The sequence below is a fragment of the Cohnella abietis genome (assembly GCF_004295585.1).
GTDB classification, from domain to species: domain Bacteria; phylum Bacillota; class Bacilli; order Paenibacillales; family Paenibacillaceae; genus Cohnella; species Cohnella abietis.
The window spans coordinates 5,022,586-5,039,298 of record NZ_AP019400.1 but is presented as its reverse complement, the minus strand read 5'-3'; the positions used below and the strand labels follow the sequence as shown (position 1 = coordinate 5,039,298).

The following is a 16,713-nucleotide window of genomic DNA, read 5'->3' as shown; positions in this document are numbered from 1 at the left end:
ATGTTAGCTTTCTCAAACAACCGTCAGAATGAACTGACGGTTGTTTAATTGCTTATAAAAAACCGACACATTTTGAACATGGCAATGCTACATGGGGTTCGGTATAATGGGAATTGGCTACTATGCGCCTACTTTCACAAAGAAATCGGGGATGGGCATGACTTCACAAAGATACCGTTTATTGACATTACTTTCTTGTATCGGCATGTTTTTAGTGCTAATCGCAGGTGTTCTTGTAACGAACACTGATTCCGGACGAGGCTGCGGCTCAGACTGGCCATTATGCAACGGTCGTTTCGTACCTGCATATACGGTTGAATCAATGGTTGAATATACTCATCGGATGATTAGCGGCTTAGTTGGTTTGCTGGTCGGTGCGACCTTTCTTGTAACTTGGTTCTGGAAGCCTGCTCGTCATAAGGAAAACAAGCTTTATGCAGGTGGTGCTCTATTATTCACTGTTATGCAAGCTATTCTTGGTGCGATGGCAGTAGTGTGGGAGCAGTCTTCACTTGTACTTGCCCTTCATTTCGGAATTTCCTTATTCGCTTTTACAAGCACATGGCTGTTATATTTGACCGTTAAACGACAGACATTACCGAACAATCACGCTGCTGCAAAGCAACCGAAATCTCTTCCTGTCACTACAATTCCTAAGGCGGTATTCCGAAGCATCGTTGCTGTCATTGTGTACTGTTATGGTGTTGTTTACTTAGGGGCTTATATTCGGCACACAAGCTCTGGCGGAGCCTGTGAAGGCTGGCCATTATGTAATGGCGATGTCATACCTGAGCTAAGTGGCTCAACTACTGTAGCTTTCGCCCATAGAATTGCAGCGTTATTACTACTCGTGCTGGTAGCCATTCTCGTTATTTACGTCCGTAAATCCGTCGGCAAACAATCAGAGCTCGTTTCGATTGGGAATAAAGCTATAATATTAGTTTGCATGCAAATCCTTAGCGGAGGGCTACTTTCGGCTACTCTGAGCAATGAAGATGTTTATATTTTTACAGGGTTATTGCATACGGTTATTATCTCAGCGCTCTTTAGTATGTTGATTCTGTTCGCGGTTCGAGCGCGTCAATTATCTAAGGCAAGTAACTAAGAGCAAGAATGGGTATAGTGGGGAGACGGTAGAGCTTAGCCTTTGTTGGTTGAGCGAGCCGTCTCTTTTACGTTACAATGAAGAAATGGTGTCGTAATCGTATGACTATGCTAGGAGGAAGAGCTTTGCTGCGAATGTTATTTGGAGAACAGCCAAGAGAGTGGACGGGATTGTCGCTTGAGACGGTACAGGCCATTGAACGATTTTCATTGCTTTCCTCTAAAATCGCGGATCGTTCAGCTGAACAATCCTCTGGGCACCATACTTTTTCGATTTGGGCGAAGGGACTGCTTCGTTCAATGGATGAGCTAGAGCAAAGCTGTTACGCAGCTAAGCGCTATGCGGATCAAGTTCATCATAATTTGATTGAAGAGCTAACATCCGAGGAGCTGCTTAGCTATAATCGGCATGTTTATTACGATAAGAATGCTTATATTCGCGCATTTGCGCTTCTTGATAAGCTTGGAACGCTGCTTAATCAATTGTTAAATCTTCAAACCGAACGAATTAAAGCTCGGTTTTCCTATTTCACTGTGTTGCGGAATATGAGGGAAAACAAGCTGCACGTTGAGCTAATGAAGCCTCTTAATGAGCTTAAGGAACGCCACCAGAACGTATTTTCTAGACTCCGAAATCGCAGGAACTTGGAAATCCATCAGATGAACGCAGAGCTGAAGGACGATCTCAATCAAAGCATCGCCAACGATGGATCACCTAGAACGCTTGAAAATTTATCGGTTAATATGTCAGACCTGGATCGCTGCTGGGAAATGGTTCATGGAACATTAAACCTATCCTTCCGCTATGCATGCAAGCAGCTGCAACGGTAGAAAATTAAGCGACGGAGGGGAAACCGCGTGAAGCTATTAGGCAGAACAGCATTAATAACTGGAAGTGCAAAGGGCTTGGGGAGGCGCACAGCGCTGGAGCTGGCTGCTTCGGGATGTGACGTAGCGATAAACTACGTAAGCAGCAGAGAAGAGGCTGAGCAACTCGTGGAGGACATTGAAGCCTTAGGGCGTAAGTCTTGTGCCATTCAAGGAGATATTGCGAAAGCGGATGATGCGATACGGCTTGTATCTGAGGTAGAGAGCCAGCTGGGAGGCGTGGATATTCTTATTAACAATGCGGGACCTTTCATCCGAGAGCGTCGACTGTTCGCGGATTATGATACTGAGGATATCCATTACCTGATGAACGGCAATCTTGTTGGGACGATGCTGATGAATCACCGGGTGCTTCCAGGAATGAGAAGTCGTCAGTGGGGGAGAATCATACATTTTGGATTTGGTCATGCATCGGAGGCGAGGTCATGGCCTCACCGGGCAGTTTATGCAGCCGCTAAGGTTGGGCTTGTATCTTTTACGAAGACACTGGCAGTAGAGGAAGCTTCGAACGGGATAACTGTAAACATGATCTGTCCGGGAGATATCCGTGGTGGAAACAAAGAAAAAAGCATAGTGGACGTTGCAGGTATAATTGATGATGAGTCCCCTCGAGGTCGTCCTGGAACAGGTGAGGATGTCGCGAGAATGATTGCTTTTCTATGTTTACCGGAGTCGGATTTTATTACAGGCAACACAATAGATGTATCTGGCGGCTTGGATCCCATTAGAACGCATCTAAAAAGATGACAAAAGGCCCTGCCACTAGGACAGGACCTTCTCCACTTCTGGATAAGAAGGAAAATCAGAACACTTGAACAACTTCTTGAATGCCTTCAACTTCTTCCAGTAATGCACGCTCAATACCTGCTTTAAGCGTAATAGTGGAGCTCGGGCAGCTACCGCATGCACCCATTAGGCGCAATTTAACGATACCGTCCTCAATGTCAACCAACTCGACATCTCCTCCGTCGCGTTGCAAGAACGGACGTAATTTATCGAGAACGTCGATGACTTCATCATACTGTGTGCTTGGAGCATTTGTACTCATATTCATCCACTCCTTTCAAGTTCTATTATAGTACAAAAAGTTAGATTTTCAAACAGATGCTTGCCAGGCATACGATTTAGGAAAGGAATGGAACAAATGCATATCGTTGAATTTTGTGCAAGTAATATGCATCATGGAACGGATCTAGTGTTAGAGAAGCTAGAAAAGCTACCTCATATCGAAGTGATCGAATATGGCTGCTTAGGCAATTGTGGAGAATGTTACCTGTCTCCGTATGCTTTGGTTAATGGAGAAAGCGTAGTAGCGGAAGCAGCAGACCAGCTTTACGATCTCATTCTTACCACGATATCGCAGCAGGAGCTTGATCATGCAGCTCTTGATAAGCTGCTCGACGATCTTTAACCGAAGTGGCGCTTGCTTTTCCAGAGCACTCCGCTTTTGAGCATACGAGGAATACGGCCAAGAAGTGGAGTAGCTCCCATTAAACCGAAGCCTGCCTTTTTACCTAATGAACCGAGCACACCCTTAAGCTTGATACGGGACAGCTTCGGTTCTTTATTTTCCCAGCGAGCTCGAATAACCTCTGCAACCTGCTTTCCTTGCGCGCCTGCAAGCTGTGCGCTTGGGGAGAACGGCTGACTTGAGCAGTCACCAATGACATACACTTGTGGGGCTCCAGGAAGCTCGTGCAACTCGTTGACGATTAACCTGCCTTGATGGTCTTTGGGCTCAGTCATGCTCTGAACAAGCTTCACAGGCTGTATTCCGGCGGTCCATACGGTTGCATTCGTGAAGATGGGCTCGTCTCCATTATGAATGACCCCCTTCTCCAAGGAAGTAATGCCAATGTGGGAACGCATTTCCACATCGTGATGGCGGAACCATGATGCAACATACTCCTGCAATTTGACCGGAAAGGATGACATCACACTATTGCCGCGATCCAATATTCGAATGTTAATGTCGGAACGGCTTTCTCGTAGCTCGGCGGCAATTTCTACGCCACTCAAGCCTCCGCCAACAATGGTTAGTTGGCCATATGGGCGAATATTATTTATTTGCTGATAGGTATTTCGAGTTGCTGCTAAGGACTGAATGCTACAGGAATACTCTGAAGCACCGGTAATGCCATGGTAGCTGTCTGTGCAGCCAAGGGCGATAACTAAAGAATCATAAGAAAGAGGCTCTTGATTCGTGATATTAACAATCTTGAGCTCAAGATCCAGATCAGTTACATCGCCATAAACCAAAGTTAGTTGCGGATGGCTTGGATAATTAACACGGATTTCCAAATCGGATACCGTTCCTGCTGCTAAAGCATAGTATTCCGTCTTTAACCCCTGATAAGGCATGCGATCAACAAGAAATAGTTGGACATCCTTCGGTACATGCTCCAGTAGCTCTTGGATAACGGTTAGCCCACCGTAGCCTCCACCTAGTACCACGACCTTACTCATGCAAAGATCTCCTTTGATGTAGGATTGTATTAGTATGACACAGAAGAGCCCCCGTCAATAAAGCCGGGGAACTCATGTTACTCGTATATTTTTATTTCATTGTAGAAGGTGTCGCGTTCAACAGGAATACGTCCAGCGCCTTTGATTAACCAGACCAAATCCTCACGCGTAATACCTGCTGGTGTTAAAGCTCCTGCTGCATGACTGATCTTCTCGCGAACGATTGTTCCATGTGCGTCGGATGCACCCATTGTAAGCGCCACTTGTGTTAACTGTGTGCCAATGTTAATGAAATAAGCTTTAATATGTTGAATATTATCAAGCATTAGACGGCTAATTGCGATGGCCTTTAGGTCGTCATATGCAGAATTACGGCGACGTATGCTCGCTTTAGGGCTAATCGGCTGCATGGATAGGGGAATGAATACTTGGAAGCCATTCGTCTCATCCTGCAAATCCCGAATATGGAGCATATGCTGTACACGTTCCTCAAGAGATTCAATCGAGCCATATAGCATCGTAGTATGCGTTTTTAACCCGAGCTGGTGAGCGGTACGATGAACATCTAGGTATTGCGCAATGTTGGCCTTGTCCACCCGCATTTTTTTACGGTATTGGTCTGATAAAATCTCAGCTCCGCCGCCTGTTAGTGTTTCTAGACCAGCGCTGATTAATGTTTCAAGAACTTCCTTATAGGTTAAGCCTGAAATACGGGAAAAGAAATCGATCTCAGCTGCAGTATAAGCCTTAATAGTAACATCGGGATACTGCTGCTTTAGAGCTCGAATAGATTCCACGTAATACTCGAAAGGGACACTAGTATTGTGTCCACCGACAATGTGAAACTCACGAACACCTGGATGTATATGCTTATCCACGTATTCAATCATTTCCTGCGGTGATAATGTATAAGAGCCTTCCTGTCCTTCATCCTTGCGGAAGTTGCAGAATGCACAATGAGCTTCGCAAATATTAGTGAAATAAAGGCTCATATTTTCGATAAAGTAAACCTTCTTGCCATTTTTCCGTAAATTAACTTCGTTCGCTAATTGTCCGATCGTCAATAAATCATCTGAGCGATAGAGAAAAACGCCATCCTCTAAAGATAGCCGTTCGCCGTTTCTGACTTTGTCGGCGATTTCCGCCATCTGGCGATCGGGGTGCGTCGTAACGAGTGTCATGACATGCGCCTCCTATAACCTGAAAAATAATAAGTATGAAAGATAAAACTAAGTTTGTGAAAAAAATAACTTACCATGTTTGCGTACAGAACCCTGGGTGAACAACTGTAAATATTATAAACCTCATCGTGATCTGCGGCAACTGGAAATAGAAAACGTATAAACGCTGGCAAAATAGGGAATGAACTTGAATAATAAACATTTTATGGTTATGTTAGTAATAAAAAAATAATAAGGCGGTGTATTTCAATGAAGCCAGAAATTTTACCACTTAGTGAACTCGAAAAGCTAGATGATGCAGAGAAGATTCAGACGTTACAGCAGTACCGGGCGGCCTATACGATTAAAGATTTAAGCCAAGCATGGAATTTGTCCAATCCTATTCAATATTATATGTGGCTCAAAAAGCATCGAATATATGAGCAAATTGTGCGACGTTCGGATAAATTTGAGCCGTCTAAGGAATGGAAGAGAATTCAGGAGACGGAAACTCGTGAAGTTGAGCGTGGGCGTATACGTGGATTATCTGCTGATCAGTTCCGCTACATGCTGGATACTGACTCGTCAGGTCCGGAGCTGGCGCATGTATTTCGTCGCTTAGCTGACTTTCTTCAGAATGAGAAGGGACAGTTTCGCTGTCGCATAGAGCTAAAAGCGATAGCGCAGCAAATGAATGGCGATACATCTCTTGAGGCATGAGGCTCTCTTAAGGTATACTAAGAGGAGATCAGCTATGGGAGGGAACCGTAATGAATAACACCGTATTGATGAATATAAGCGAGTCAGCAGGGGATAAGATTCAAGAGATGCTGGCAGCCGAAGAAGCTCCAGATTTGTTTCTGCGAATTGGTGTGCAAGAAGGTGGATGCAGCGGTTTTTCATATGGTATGGGATTTGACGATGAGTTCAACGAAGGTGACGAGAAATTGGACATTCGTGGAATCAAGGTCGTTGTTGATGGAGATAGCGTGAAATATTTAAACGGTCTGGAGATTGATTGGAAAGAATCAGCCATGGGCGGGGGCTTCACCATCAATAACCCGAACGCCAGCGCAACCTGCGGCTGTGGAAGCAGCTTCAGAACGGCTAAAGAAGCGGGCAATCCTGCTGCGGATCCTTGCTGATTGTGGGGAATAACACAATTTTACGGAGTAACACACTTTGTGGAATACCAGCTTGGCGGAATAACAACGTCACTAACTTCGGCAGCCTTCCGTTGATTTAGGCGTAGCCAAAACGGGAGCAGCCGCGATGATTGCGGATTACGACCTCTATTACGATATTAGTCATCGACTAACTCGTTTATGGAGGTCTTTTTGTTAGTTATTCAGAATGTTTAAGTTTCAAGCTTATTTATTACTGAATAACCTCCGACATAATCATGCTTTCGCTATCCTAAGGACAGCGAAAGCTGTTTATGCTGTCTTTAAGAAGCATGTGAGGTATGTCATGGTAGGTTGAACAGCTTCACTTCTTATCGCCAGCTAGCGTAAATGTACCGGAACGAGTGTCGCCAATCTCGTAGTTTTTAACGGTGAGAAAGACACCCTTATCATTCCATTCCGGTAAGCCTTTGGTAAACGAATTTAAGTATCGTGCTTTTACGATTCTAATAAGTGCGGTACTCTTTGCTCGTAGCTCGCGGTCGGCTAATTCGTAGCTACCTTGCCCATTATAGAGAAGCGACATTTGCGGTTGGTTGTCCACATCGATGGTAATAGAAAGTTTACCGTTGTCTTGCACATCTAGGCTCAGTTTCTCCACCGTAAAATCATCCGTAACAACACCGCCCTCCATATCGTGCTGCATGTATAATATGAATATTCCTCGCGCAAGCTCAAACGTGCGTTCCTCGACGCCGACAATTTTAGCTGCGGTTTCCTTAAACGACGCGGCAGACTTCCTAATAGCGGTAATCTCTGATTTCTGATCGTCTATCAACGTTTGCTGGCGTTCACTAGCAGTCTGTAATTCTCCGTTCTTTGCGTAAAGTAGCGCCACCCCTGCAAGGGATGCGAGGGCAATGACAAAGGATACGATTAACATGACGGTGCGGAATTTAGACTCCTTTGCTTGCTTAGGGATCGGTTCGAACAGGTTAAGATCGTTTTCCATTATAGTGCCTCCATTCAATTGCTATAAAGCCTTTTATTCGACAAAAAAATACTAGATCCTTCCAATGTTTATGTAATTAATTATCTGTTATCCATAAAGCATTCACTCAACATGTGTTTGGTTTCGCCAAAGTCGCAAAACGCTACAATGAGCCAAGAAAAAGCCGAGGAGTCCCCACCAAAGTCGTAAAACGCAACAATGAGCCAAGGAAAAGGCGCGGAGTCCCCACCAAAGTCGCAAAACGCTACAATGAGCCAAGAAAAAGCCCCGGAGTCCCCACCAAAGTCGCAAAACGCTACAATGAGCCATGAAAAAGCCCCGGAGTCCCCACCAAAGTCGTAAAACGCAACAATGAGCCAAGGAAAAGGCGCGGAGTCCCCACCAAAGTCGCAAAACGCTACAATGAGCCAAGAAAAAGCCCCGGAGTACCCGCCAAAGTCGCAAAACGCTACTATGAGCCAAGAAAAAGCCCCGGAGTCCCCACCAAAGTCGCAAAACGCTACAATGAGCCAATCAAGGTTACCCGCGCATCTTATTTGGAGCCGTGTCGACGAACTCATCGACTTCAGTTAACAAAAATAGAGCCCCGTAATTGAGGGCTCCATTTTCATAATGATACAAACACCGTACGACTCGTGAAGCTCCTTACTAAACCCGTGATTGGGAAGAATTACGAATAATGAGCTCAGAATCTACTTTAAATGTGCGCTTATCGGGATGCTGGTTGTCGTTCATCTGATCGATAAGCTTCTCAACAATAATGGCACCCATCGTATATTTAGGTTGATTAACTGTACTCATCGTGGGGGTAATGTATTTGCAAATTCGGTTATTATCGACGCCGACAACGGCTAATTGATCTGGGATGCGAATACCGTATTCCGCACAAGCCCTGTAGACACCAAGGGCCATTTCATCATTTGCGGCAAATACAGCAGTAAAGCTTAGCTTTTTCTCAAATAGTCGTTTCATTGCATCATATCCGCCCTCTTCGTTGAAATTTCCGTTTTCAATTAATTCGGGACGGAAGGGGATTTGATGCTCCCGCAAAGCTTTCAAGTATCCTTCTAATCGCTCATAGCTGTCGATTGCTTCCGCATAACCACTAAGAAATACAATCTCACGATGGTTTTGTCCGACGAGATGATGAATAACCTCTCTTGAAAACTTGACGTTATCTGTATAGATGCAAGGAATTTTAGCATGCTCGATGTATCTCCCAACAACCGCGATGAAGTAGCCTCTGTCGGAGAACTGTGCAATCTCTGCATCGGAGAGGAGGGACGCGATAAGAATAGCACCATCTACCGTTCGATTCACTAATAGGTTCAAATAATCTAGCTCACGATCCTTTTGGTTCTGGGCATCGCATATAATAACTTTATATTTGTTAGCATAGGCCATGTTCTCAATGCCTTTAATGACCTCTGAGAAATAAGCAGCGTTAATATCGGGTACGATTACACAGATTGTCATCGATTTCTGCGAGCGTAGATTTTTGGCGGCCGCATTAGGGTGGTAGCCTAATTGCTCAATAGCAGATAAGACTTTTTCTTTGGTTTTGGTAGATACTATGCTACTTTGATTGAGCACCCTAGAAACAGTGGCAGGTGACACTCCAGCAATAGCAGCGACGTCTATGATTTTTATGTCCATTTACCATCAACCTAACTTGTGAGAATGTATTTGACAACACTTAATTTCACTTATTATAATATAAAATGAAATCGATTTCAAATAAAGCAGACAGGAAATCCTGAGAGTGAATCACGATAATGCTCACAAGAGTAAGGTATAGGCGCATTTAAAAGAATTAATATTTTATTACCCATTAATGAAATCGATTTCATTAAAGAAAGGGAAAAGCCTATGATTCGATTGCTTAAAGATTTCCGAAAGAATAAAACGCTATGGATTATGGTTATACCCTCAATCGTATTTTTCGTAACATTTAGTTACTTGCCGATGGTCGGTGTGTATTATGCATTTACGAGATTTAGCTTCGATGGAGGGTTATTCAACAGTCCATTCGTAGGATTTCAGAACTTTCAATTTTTATGGGAATCCGGACAGCTATTAGCATTAACGAAGAATACCGCGCTATATAATCTTGCTTTCATATTTGTAGGAAACCTCTTGCAAATTCTATGTGCAATTTTTCTAAGTGAGCTTCCAGGAAAGTCATTCCGTAAACTAACGCAATCGTTTATGTTCCTTCCATTTTTCTTATCCTTTGTATTGATTGGCGCATTTGTCTATAACCTATTTAATTTCGATAATGGCGTCGTGAATACTTTCCTCCTATCGGTTGGTCTCCAGCCCTATGACTTCTATCTTCATTCAGCGCCATGGAAATACATAATCGTATTCTTCAATGTATGGAAAGGTCTTGGCTACGGCACGATTATTTACTTGGCCGCAATTATGAGCATTAGTGAAGAATATCACGAAGCGGCGAAAATTGACGGTGCAAATATTTTTCAAAGAATAAGAAATATCGTTATTCCACTACTAGTCCCCACATTTGTACTCCTCATTCTACTCAGTCTCGGTGGCATCTTAAAAGGTCAATTTGACTTGTTCTACCAGATCATCGGCAATAACGGCATGCTGTATGAAGCAACAGACATAATCGACACCTACGTGTATCGCTCCTTAACGGTTAATTTCGATATTGGAATGGGTACTGCTGCTGGCTTATATCAATCCGCCTTTGGGTTTATACTTGTCTGCCTTGTTAACTATATTATCAAAAAAACCCGTGAAGATTATGCGCTATTCTAGGAGGCCATTAATATGAAAATTCGTATGGAGAGGGCAACGATTGTATTTAATGTACTTGGTTATGTGATGATCTCGCTGCTTGCGATTATTTGCCTGCTTCCTTTTCTATTGATTGTTATGGGCTCCATATCGTCCGAAACGGAAATCATCAGAGACGGCTTTAAGTTAATCCCGAGTGAATTATCATTTGATTCCTACATGGCTGTATTCAGTAATCCCTACCAAATCTATAACGCTTATACGGTAACGATTCTGGTAACAGTTGTGGGGACGATATTGGGATTATTTTTCACCTCGATGGCAGGTTACGTTCTATCTCGTAAGGAATTCCACTACCGAAATCCTGTTGCTTTCATTATCTATTTTACGACGTTGTTTAGTGGTGGATTAATTCCATGGTATATCATGATCGTCAAATATTTGGATTGGAAGGACAGCTATCTTGCATTGCTGATTCCATCTATGCTCAGTGCATGGAACATTATCCTGATGAAAAATTTCATGAAATCAATTCCAGACTCTATCTCTGAATCTGCGAAGATCGACGGAGCAGGGGATTTCACCATATATATGCGGTTGATTTTACCACTATCGGTTCCTGGACTAGCGACAATCGGCTTATTCCTTGCTTTATCTTATTGGAATGAATGGTTTCTAGCTAATGTGTTCATTACATCGGATTCCAAATATCCGCTCCAATTTCTGTTGTACCGCATACTCTCTAGCGCCGCAGTATTAAAAACGAACATTGCAGGCAATTTATCTGCTGATTTCACTCCGCCTACGGAAACCTTGAAGATGGCAGTCGCTATTGTCGCTACAGGTCCAATTGTATTTCTATATCCTTTTGTTCAACGATTCTTCATTAAGGGGTTAACGATTGGCGCTGTAAAAGGTTAGAACCGGCTTCGGCATAGTCGGCTAACATATATTATTAAATCATTCTAGGGGGAAAGTGTATGAACCGGAAGTTAACGAAATGGTTTTCGATTCTAATTGCATTAACAATGCTGACTGTAGTGATCAGCGCATGCGCCAAAAATAACAATGCTACAGATCCATCGAAATCACCGGAATCTTCAAGCACTGAGAAAGCTCCAGCATCAGAGAAAGCAACAGATACAGAGCCCTCTAAGCTGGACACCTCTAAGAAGGTTGATCTTGTATGGTATTTGTTAGGCGACTCGCATGAAGATAGTCAGAAGGTTCTAGATGAATTTAATAAAATGCTAGAGAAAGACTTAAATACCACGCTTAAGCTTAATTTCACAACATGGACGGAATGGGAAACAAAATATAATCTGCTACTCACTGCAGGTGAAAAAATAGATATGATATTCGCTTCAAGCTGGGCTAAATATTACAGCTATGCGAAGCAAGGCGCATTCGTAGATCTTACGGATCTGCTTCCTACTTACGCACCGCAAACTTGGAGTACCGTACCTCAGCAGGATTGGGATGAAGTAAAGGTAGCGGACAAAATATATGCTGTACCAAGCACGTTCCCTGAATTTACGCCGAACGGGTTCGTATATCGGGAAGATTGGCGCAAAGAATTGAATCTGCCTGAAATCAAGGATTTGGATACAATTGAAGCTTATATGGATGGGGTCAAAAAGGGTAAGCCTGGGGTGATGCCAATTGGCGGATCTGCATGGAATGAAGTAAGCACGTTGTTCTCTGCTGTCAGCGGATTTGAAGCCATAGGGGGAGACTCTCTCGTCGTTGCCAAATCTTATGATACCCCTCGGGATATTGTAGCTTATCCGTTCACGACGGAATTCGAACAATATGTTAAACGGATGAAGACTTGGGCTTCTAAAGGCTACTGGTCATCCAATACGTTGTCTAATAAAACAGAAGCGGGCGATCTGATCAAGGCTGGAACGGGTGCTATCTACTGGCGCAACCCTCCAGGAGCAGGTGGTTTTATCGTAGATGCGAAGAAAACGAATCCAGAAATAGAGCTTGCCTATTTTCCATTCACAAGGTTCCACAATTATGCGATGCCAAACTTATCCATTAACAACGGAATGGCTATTCCTAAGAGCTCCAACAATGTCGAGCGTTCTTTAATGGTGTTGGATAAGCTGCGCAACAATCCCGAATATTTTAAGCTATTGACCTACGGGATTGAAGGCACGCATTATTCGCTTGAATCAGATGGCAAAACTTTTCAGACTCCACCTAAAGGAACTTCCGTATCTAAGGATTGGAAAAAATACGATATTGCTAGCTGGGGCTGGAGATATGAGCCGAATATGCTGCAGGAAATAGGCGCCTGGGCTGACTTGAAAAAATTTAATGACGAGTTCAAAGCAGAAAACAGACCAAGCATATTCTCTCCAATCTTACTCGATTATGAGCCTGTAAAGGCACAGCAAGCAGCAGTTAATCAGGTTTACAAGCAATATGGTCAACCACTGATGATGGGCTTGGTACCTGATGTAGATAAGGCTTTGGAAACTTATCGCAAGAAGCTCGAATCAGCAGGTATTGAAAAACTAGTCGATTATATTAAAGGTCAAGCAGAAATTTTCTATGCAGAAAGAAAAATTTAATAATTAGTGGTAATGGGGGATGATGAGGCTTCGTCATTCCCCTTATCATAGTTACTGCTATAGGAGATGACGATGGAAAGCCGCGGAGTGCCCGTCACAATGAGGCAAAGGTATCTCACCAAGGCCCCACTAAAGTCGCAAAACGCTACAATGAGCCAAAAGCAAGCTGCGGAATCCCCGCCAAAGTCGCAAAACGCTACAATGAGCCAAGAAAAAGCCGAGGAGTCCCGGCCAAAGTCGCAAAACGCTACAATGAGCCAAGAAAAAGCCGCGGAGTCCCCACCAAAGTCGCAAAACGCTACAATGAGCCTAGGAAAAGCCGCGGAGTACCCACCAAAGTCGCAAAACGCTACAATGAGCCAAAGAAAAGCCGAGGAGTACCCACCAAAGTCGTAAAACACTACAATGATGTAAGGAAAAGCCGAGGAGTACACGCCAAAGTCGCAAAATGCAGCAATAAAGAGGCATCTCCGACTATTTCCTGCGAGTAGGTCAACTGTACGATAATTTCGAGCAACTGGGCTTGGACGATGCACGAATGGAGGCAGATGTACGATAATATCGAGCAACGGGGCCTGGACGAGGCATGGTTGGAGGCAGATGTACGATAATATCGAGCAACGGGGCCTGGACGAGGCATGGTTGGAGGCAGATGTACGATAATATCGAGCAACGGGGCTTGGACGAGGCATGGTTGAAGGCAGATGTACGATAATATCGAGCAACAGTACTAGGAAGAGGCACGATCAGTGGCAGAAGTGAAAGTACTTAAGAGGCATTACCGTCTAATTCCGGCAAGTGGGGCAGGTATGTTGCTTTATGTTGTCCTTGATCATCCGAAGAGAAAGAAAGGGGCTGGAGTATGAAAAAAAGAGATGTCGTCTACATGATCTACAGTGAAGAAGAACGATCTATAACAGCATCGGGAATAGAATTCAATGAGTTTGTTGATTCGCTTACTATGGGATTAAACAATGTTTTGCTTCTATCATCCGGATACACAGGTGCAGATTTTCATTCTGGTGTCGGATTAGATTTTGTGAAGAGAGAAAACTTGCATAAATTGTACAAAGAAAATATCCATTCCTATGGAGATTTTTGTTGGATAGATTTTGATGAATTGGCTTCCCTAGATAAGCTTGAACCGCAAGAGAAGGCAGAACTACTCTATTTAGGTCATTATAAAAAAGTGTTAGGAAGCCTATTTTTTGAAAAACTCAATAACCAATTTGTTTATTTAGCCCACGATGATGGATGGTACAGTAAAGTTTTTTACAAAAACAAACAAGACCAATTAGATATTTTTCGACATTTATTTCCGGGGAAATTAAAAATCTATAAGAGGAATGTGGAACCGATGAGCCTTGAAGTAGGGGGACAGCTTGTATCTTTCGCTAAAGAGGGTTTATTAATAGATTTCTCCAAAACAATAAAATCTCGAACGGGCTTAGAAATTCCTTTGAATGTAATTGGAAAAATAAAGAACTTTGATGATGTTTATAACAACATGGAACGACATAAAGCGAGAGCTAAGTCGGAGCATTGGCTTAAATATAAAGAAAGCCAATGGGTGATAAAGTCATAACCCGCTAGCCCCACTGCTATAGACAACTCCAAAAAAAGAGTCAGATCACATGATCCGACCCCAGCAACTTGTAACTGATGGTTGTTTCTTAGTATGGTTTCAGAACCAGTTAAGAACCAATCGGATTATTTTCTTTTCTCTATATAATTAAGCAATGTGATAATAAAGATGCCAGAAGCGAAGAGAACCGAAAAAACTTGAAATACATCCATTAGACAGCCTCCCCCTTTCAAGAAGAGCTGCCCATCGATTACAAGTTGTAAAATAAGTTTAAGTCCATGTGGATATATATGGAAGTGTGCAATGGACTATTATTTCTACAAATTTTGCTGTGTACGAAACAGCTTTTACACATAAAGAAGGAGCCTTTTGCAAGGCCCCTCCTGACGGTGTTTGATTGTTGAGTTTCTTGAAATATCACATCTTATGACATTGGAAAAACATGGGCACCGCTTGTTCGCTCTCCGGTTTTAATGGAAAGTTAATGGGCGAGTGTGTTCAGAGATACTCTGCAGCACAACCCCTCGCTTCCTAAGCCTCAGTGATTAGTTAAGTTCCTCCTGCAGTCCTTGCACCAAATGGTCCAACGGAACCACACCTCTCTTCACACCGTCACATATAGAATGCGACATTAAGGCCAAACTTATTCACGTTTTCGAAAAAAATAAATTTAAGCTAAATAGATTGTTCACAAGCAAAAATGCTTTTGTTTCAAACTAACAGTTTCCTAACGGTTTTCCTTGTATTTTCCAAAAGGTTTTATTTTATGATGAGAATATACAATCAATGAAATCAACTTAAGAAGGAGCAGGAGGGATAGTTGTGCGGGAAAAATGTACACTAATTGCTCGGGATATTGGCAAAGAAAAAGAGAAAGAAAAAGAAAAAGAAAAAGAAAGATGCACGACAACGACAAAGAGAAGAATAGAAATGCTACGAAAAATTATGATACAGGTGTTTGTCCAGAATGGTTCTGATATGCGAAATCCCGAAGTATTAAGATTATCTCAGCTTCTAGATGAGCAGCTTAACTTTTATGACAGATGCCTTCGATATTAGCATTAGTTAACAATATAAATAAGACGACCCAAGTGACGAAATGAGATTATCAAACTCGTCCATGTGGTCGTTTTTTGTTACTCCTAAATTCAGGCTGATTGCCAACGACATCTATCCAAGAACCTGTCCGTCCAAAAGAGTATGTATAAGTATACCCTCAGGAAAGGAGTCCGATCTATGGAGGTTACAATCAGTCGACAATTGGCGAGTAAGTGGGTGAAGACTAATACCCTACTCAGAAGCCCATATATTGCAAGACATATACCTTCTTCCCGATTGTATAATGCGGGCAATTTGCAGCAAATGCTTAAGCGATTCGGAATGGTTGTTCTAAAGCCCGTTCGCGGTGCAGGGGGACAGGGAGTTATTAAGGTTGAAAGCATCGGCAGGACATATCGGCTTACACATAAATCGAATAGACGCAGCTTCTCAAGCTTTAACCAGCTACTGCATGCTTTGAATGCTACTCGAAAAAAGCGGACCTATTTAATCCAAAGGGGAATTCATCTTGCCACAATAGGCGGCAGGCCGATTGATTACCGAGTAAAATATGTGAAGGAAAATGGTAGGTGGACTTACCGCTCAATGGTAGGCAGGCTGGCAAGAAAAGGATTGTTTGTCACAAACCTGTGTCGAGGGGGAACCCAAATGACAGCAGCGCAAGGAATTCGTCGTTCATTGTCATCACGGCTTGTTAGACCGAAGAAAAGTGAGATGCGACAATTGACGAATGCCTCAACCGCGCTACTTGAAAGCCATTATCCAGGCATTGGTCAATTGGGGTATGACTACGGAATCGACCGAAACGGACATATTTGGATGCTAGAGGTCAATACACGACCGCAGTAACTTACCCAATACGACAACATTTTCTATAGAAACCTCTAATTAAATATTTTGCCGCTATGAAAGTAATTTATGAAAGAACTTGTGAAAACACTGTGCATAACTTCATCCACAATCTCCACAT

18 protein-coding genes are annotated in these 16,713 nt (G+C 43.0%); 12 read left to right on the top strand and 6 right to left on the bottom strand.

Going from position 1 to position 16,713, the window contains the following annotated elements:
• The first annotated feature begins 106 nt into the window (after positions 1-106).
• From KCTCHS21_RS22175 to KCTCHS21_RS22165, 3 genes are all read left to right on the top strand, one after another.
• On the top strand, positions 107-1,105 hold the full coding sequence (locus tag KCTCHS21_RS22175; RefSeq protein ID WP_232057920.1) for a COX15/CtaA family protein: 999 nt from the start codon (positions 107-109) through the stop codon (positions 1,103-1,105).
• Between the two features lie 134 nt (positions 1,106-1,239).
• Positions 1,240-1,935: a Cthe_2314 family HEPN domain-containing protein gene (locus KCTCHS21_RS22170; RefSeq protein ID WP_232058264.1), complete on the top strand. Its 696-nt coding sequence runs from the start codon at positions 1,240-1,242 to the stop codon at positions 1,933-1,935.
• 27 nt (positions 1,936-1,962) lie between these two features.
• Positions 1,963-2,739 (top strand): SDR family oxidoreductase, encoded by a 777-nt coding sequence (locus tag KCTCHS21_RS22165; protein ID WP_130613508.1) that lies wholly within the window; start codon positions 1,963-1,965, stop codon positions 2,737-2,739.
• A 55-nt stretch (positions 2,740-2,794) separates the two neighbouring features.
• Here KCTCHS21_RS22165 and KCTCHS21_RS22160 read toward each other — a convergent pair whose 3' ends face one another.
• Complete coding sequence (locus KCTCHS21_RS22160) at positions 2,795-3,040, bottom strand: NifU family protein (RefSeq protein ID WP_115994096.1); 246 nt, start codon at positions 3,038-3,040, stop codon at positions 2,795-2,797.
• A 96-nt stretch (positions 3,041-3,136) separates the two neighbouring features.
• Between KCTCHS21_RS22160 and KCTCHS21_RS22155 the strand changes: the two genes are divergently transcribed.
• On the top strand, positions 3,137-3,403 hold the full coding sequence (locus tag KCTCHS21_RS22155; protein WP_130616650.1) for a YuzB family protein: 267 nt from the start codon (positions 3,137-3,139) through the stop codon (positions 3,401-3,403).
• Here the strand turns inward: KCTCHS21_RS22155 and KCTCHS21_RS22150 are convergent.
• The gene (locus tag KCTCHS21_RS22150; RefSeq protein WP_130613506.1) at positions 3,400-4,458 is read right to left on the bottom strand and encodes an NAD(P)/FAD-dependent oxidoreductase; all 1,059 of its coding nucleotides are present in this window, start codon (positions 4,456-4,458) and stop codon (positions 3,400-3,402) included. The two genes, KCTCHS21_RS22155 and KCTCHS21_RS22150, sit on opposite strands and share 4 nt — an antisense overlap.
• Positions 4,459-4,535: 77 nt before the next feature.
• Positions 4,536-5,639 (bottom strand): aminofutalosine synthase MqnE, encoded by a 1,104-nt coding sequence (gene mqnE, locus KCTCHS21_RS22145; RefSeq protein ID WP_130613504.1) that lies wholly within the window; start codon positions 5,637-5,639, stop codon positions 4,536-4,538.
• Positions 5,640-5,888: 249 nt separating this feature from the next.
• On the opposite strand from mqnE, the gene KCTCHS21_RS22140 reads away from it, so the two are divergent.
• Complete coding sequence (locus KCTCHS21_RS22140) at positions 5,889-6,338, top strand: hypothetical protein (RefSeq protein ID WP_130613502.1); 450 nt, start codon at positions 5,889-5,891, stop codon at positions 6,336-6,338.
• Positions 6,339-6,403: 65 nt separating this feature from the next.
• Complete coding sequence (gene erpA / locus KCTCHS21_RS22135) at positions 6,404-6,763, top strand: iron-sulfur cluster insertion protein ErpA (protein ID WP_130616649.1); 360 nt, start codon at positions 6,404-6,406, stop codon at positions 6,761-6,763.
• 343 nt (positions 6,764-7,106) lie between these two features.
• On the opposite strand, the gene KCTCHS21_RS22130 is transcribed toward erpA, so the two are convergent.
• Positions 7,107-7,754, bottom strand: a complete 648-nt coding sequence (locus tag KCTCHS21_RS22130) for a hypothetical protein (protein ID WP_130613499.1) — start codon at positions 7,752-7,754, stop codon at positions 7,107-7,109.
• Between the two features lie 648 nt (positions 7,755-8,402).
• Positions 8,403-9,410, bottom strand: a complete 1,008-nt coding sequence (locus KCTCHS21_RS22125; protein WP_130613497.1) for a LacI family DNA-binding transcriptional regulator — start codon at positions 9,408-9,410, stop codon at positions 8,403-8,405.
• 213 nt (positions 9,411-9,623) lie between these two features.
• Here KCTCHS21_RS22125 and KCTCHS21_RS22120 point away from each other — a divergent pair, with 213 nt between their 5' ends.
• The 4 genes from KCTCHS21_RS22120 to KCTCHS21_RS22105 all read left to right on the top strand — a co-directional run bounded on the left by KCTCHS21_RS22120 (position 9,624) and on the right by KCTCHS21_RS22105 (position 14,684).
• A complete protein-coding gene (locus KCTCHS21_RS22120) occupies positions 9,624-10,538 on the top strand; it encodes an ABC transporter permease (RefSeq protein WP_130613495.1) in 915 nt (304 codons plus the stop codon).
• Positions 10,539-10,550: 12 nt separating this feature from the next.
• Positions 10,551-11,438 (top strand): carbohydrate ABC transporter permease, encoded by an 888-nt coding sequence (locus tag KCTCHS21_RS22115; RefSeq protein ID WP_130613493.1) that lies wholly within the window; start codon positions 10,551-10,553, stop codon positions 11,436-11,438.
• Between the two features lie 59 nt (positions 11,439-11,497).
• Complete coding sequence (locus tag KCTCHS21_RS22110) at positions 11,498-13,099, top strand: extracellular solute-binding protein (protein WP_130613491.1); 1,602 nt, start codon at positions 11,498-11,500, stop codon at positions 13,097-13,099.
• Between the two features lie 862 nt (positions 13,100-13,961).
• Positions 13,962-14,684 (top strand): oxalate:formate antiporter, encoded by a 723-nt coding sequence (locus KCTCHS21_RS22105; protein ID WP_130613489.1) that lies wholly within the window; start codon positions 13,962-13,964, stop codon positions 14,682-14,684.
• A 125-nt stretch (positions 14,685-14,809) separates the two neighbouring features.
• Here the strand turns inward: KCTCHS21_RS22105 and KCTCHS21_RS32125 are convergent, their stop codons facing one another.
• Positions 14,810-14,896, bottom strand: coding sequence for a putative holin-like toxin (locus KCTCHS21_RS32125; RefSeq protein ID WP_408621817.1), 87 nt, complete (start codon positions 14,894-14,896; stop codon positions 14,810-14,812).
• A gap of 610 nt (positions 14,897-15,506) precedes the next feature.
• Here KCTCHS21_RS32125 and KCTCHS21_RS22100 point away from each other — a divergent pair.
• Both KCTCHS21_RS22100 and KCTCHS21_RS22095 read left to right on the top strand, forming a co-directional pair.
• Positions 15,507-15,743: an aspartyl-phosphate phosphatase Spo0E family protein gene (locus tag KCTCHS21_RS22100; protein ID WP_130613486.1), complete on the top strand. Its 237-nt coding sequence runs from the start codon at positions 15,507-15,509 to the stop codon at positions 15,741-15,743.
• A gap of 177 nt (positions 15,744-15,920) precedes the next feature.
• Positions 15,921-16,592, top strand: coding sequence for a YheC/YheD family protein (locus tag KCTCHS21_RS22095; RefSeq protein WP_130613484.1), 672 nt, complete (start codon positions 15,921-15,923; stop codon positions 16,590-16,592).
• The last annotated feature ends 121 nt before the right edge of the window (positions 16,593-16,713 follow it).

Excerpts from the sequence above, each read along its gene's own strand:
- KCTCHS21_RS22175 (WP_232057920.1), top strand. The coding sequence starts at position 107 with ATGGGAATTGGCTACTATGCGCCTACTTTCACAAAGAAATCGGGGATG.
- KCTCHS21_RS22170 (WP_232058264.1), top strand. The coding sequence starts at position 1,240 with ATGTTATTTGGAGAACAGCCAAGAGAGTGGACGGGATTGTCGCTTGAG.
- KCTCHS21_RS22160 (WP_115994096.1), bottom strand. The coding sequence starts at position 3,040 with ATGAGTACAAATGCTCCAAGCACACAGTATGATGAAGTCATCGACGTT.
- KCTCHS21_RS22155 (WP_130616650.1), top strand. The coding sequence starts at position 3,137 with ATGCATATCGTTGAATTTTGTGCAAGTAATATGCATCATGGAACGGAT.
- KCTCHS21_RS22150 (WP_130613506.1), bottom strand. The coding sequence starts at position 4,458 with ATGAGTAAGGTCGTGGTACTAGGTGGAGGCTACGGTGGGCTAACCGTT.
- mqnE (WP_130613504.1), bottom strand. The coding sequence starts at position 5,639 with ATGACACTCGTTACGACGCACCCCGATCGCCAGATGGCGGAAATCGCC.
- KCTCHS21_RS22140 (WP_130613502.1), top strand. The coding sequence starts at position 5,889 with ATGAAGCCAGAAATTTTACCACTTAGTGAACTCGAAAAGCTAGATGAT.
- KCTCHS21_RS22130 (WP_130613499.1), bottom strand. The coding sequence starts at position 7,754 with ATGGAAAACGATCTTAACCTGTTCGAACCGATCCCTAAGCAAGCAAAG.
- KCTCHS21_RS22125 (WP_130613497.1), bottom strand. The coding sequence starts at position 9,410 with ATGGACATAAAAATCATAGACGTCGCTGCTATTGCTGGAGTGTCACCT.
- KCTCHS21_RS22120 (WP_130613495.1), top strand. The coding sequence starts at position 9,624 with ATGATTCGATTGCTTAAAGATTTCCGAAAGAATAAAACGCTATGGATT.
- KCTCHS21_RS22115 (WP_130613493.1), top strand. The coding sequence starts at position 10,551 with ATGAAAATTCGTATGGAGAGGGCAACGATTGTATTTAATGTACTTGGT.
- KCTCHS21_RS22110 (WP_130613491.1), top strand. The coding sequence starts at position 11,498 with ATGAACCGGAAGTTAACGAAATGGTTTTCGATTCTAATTGCATTAACA.
- KCTCHS21_RS22105 (WP_130613489.1), top strand. The coding sequence starts at position 13,962 with ATGAAAAAAAGAGATGTCGTCTACATGATCTACAGTGAAGAAGAACGA.
- KCTCHS21_RS32125 (WP_408621817.1), bottom strand. The coding sequence starts at position 14,896 with ATGGATGTATTTCAAGTTTTTTCGGTTCTCTTCGCTTCTGGCATCTTT.
- KCTCHS21_RS22095 (WP_130613484.1), top strand. The coding sequence starts at position 15,921 with ATGGAGGTTACAATCAGTCGACAATTGGCGAGTAAGTGGGTGAAGACT.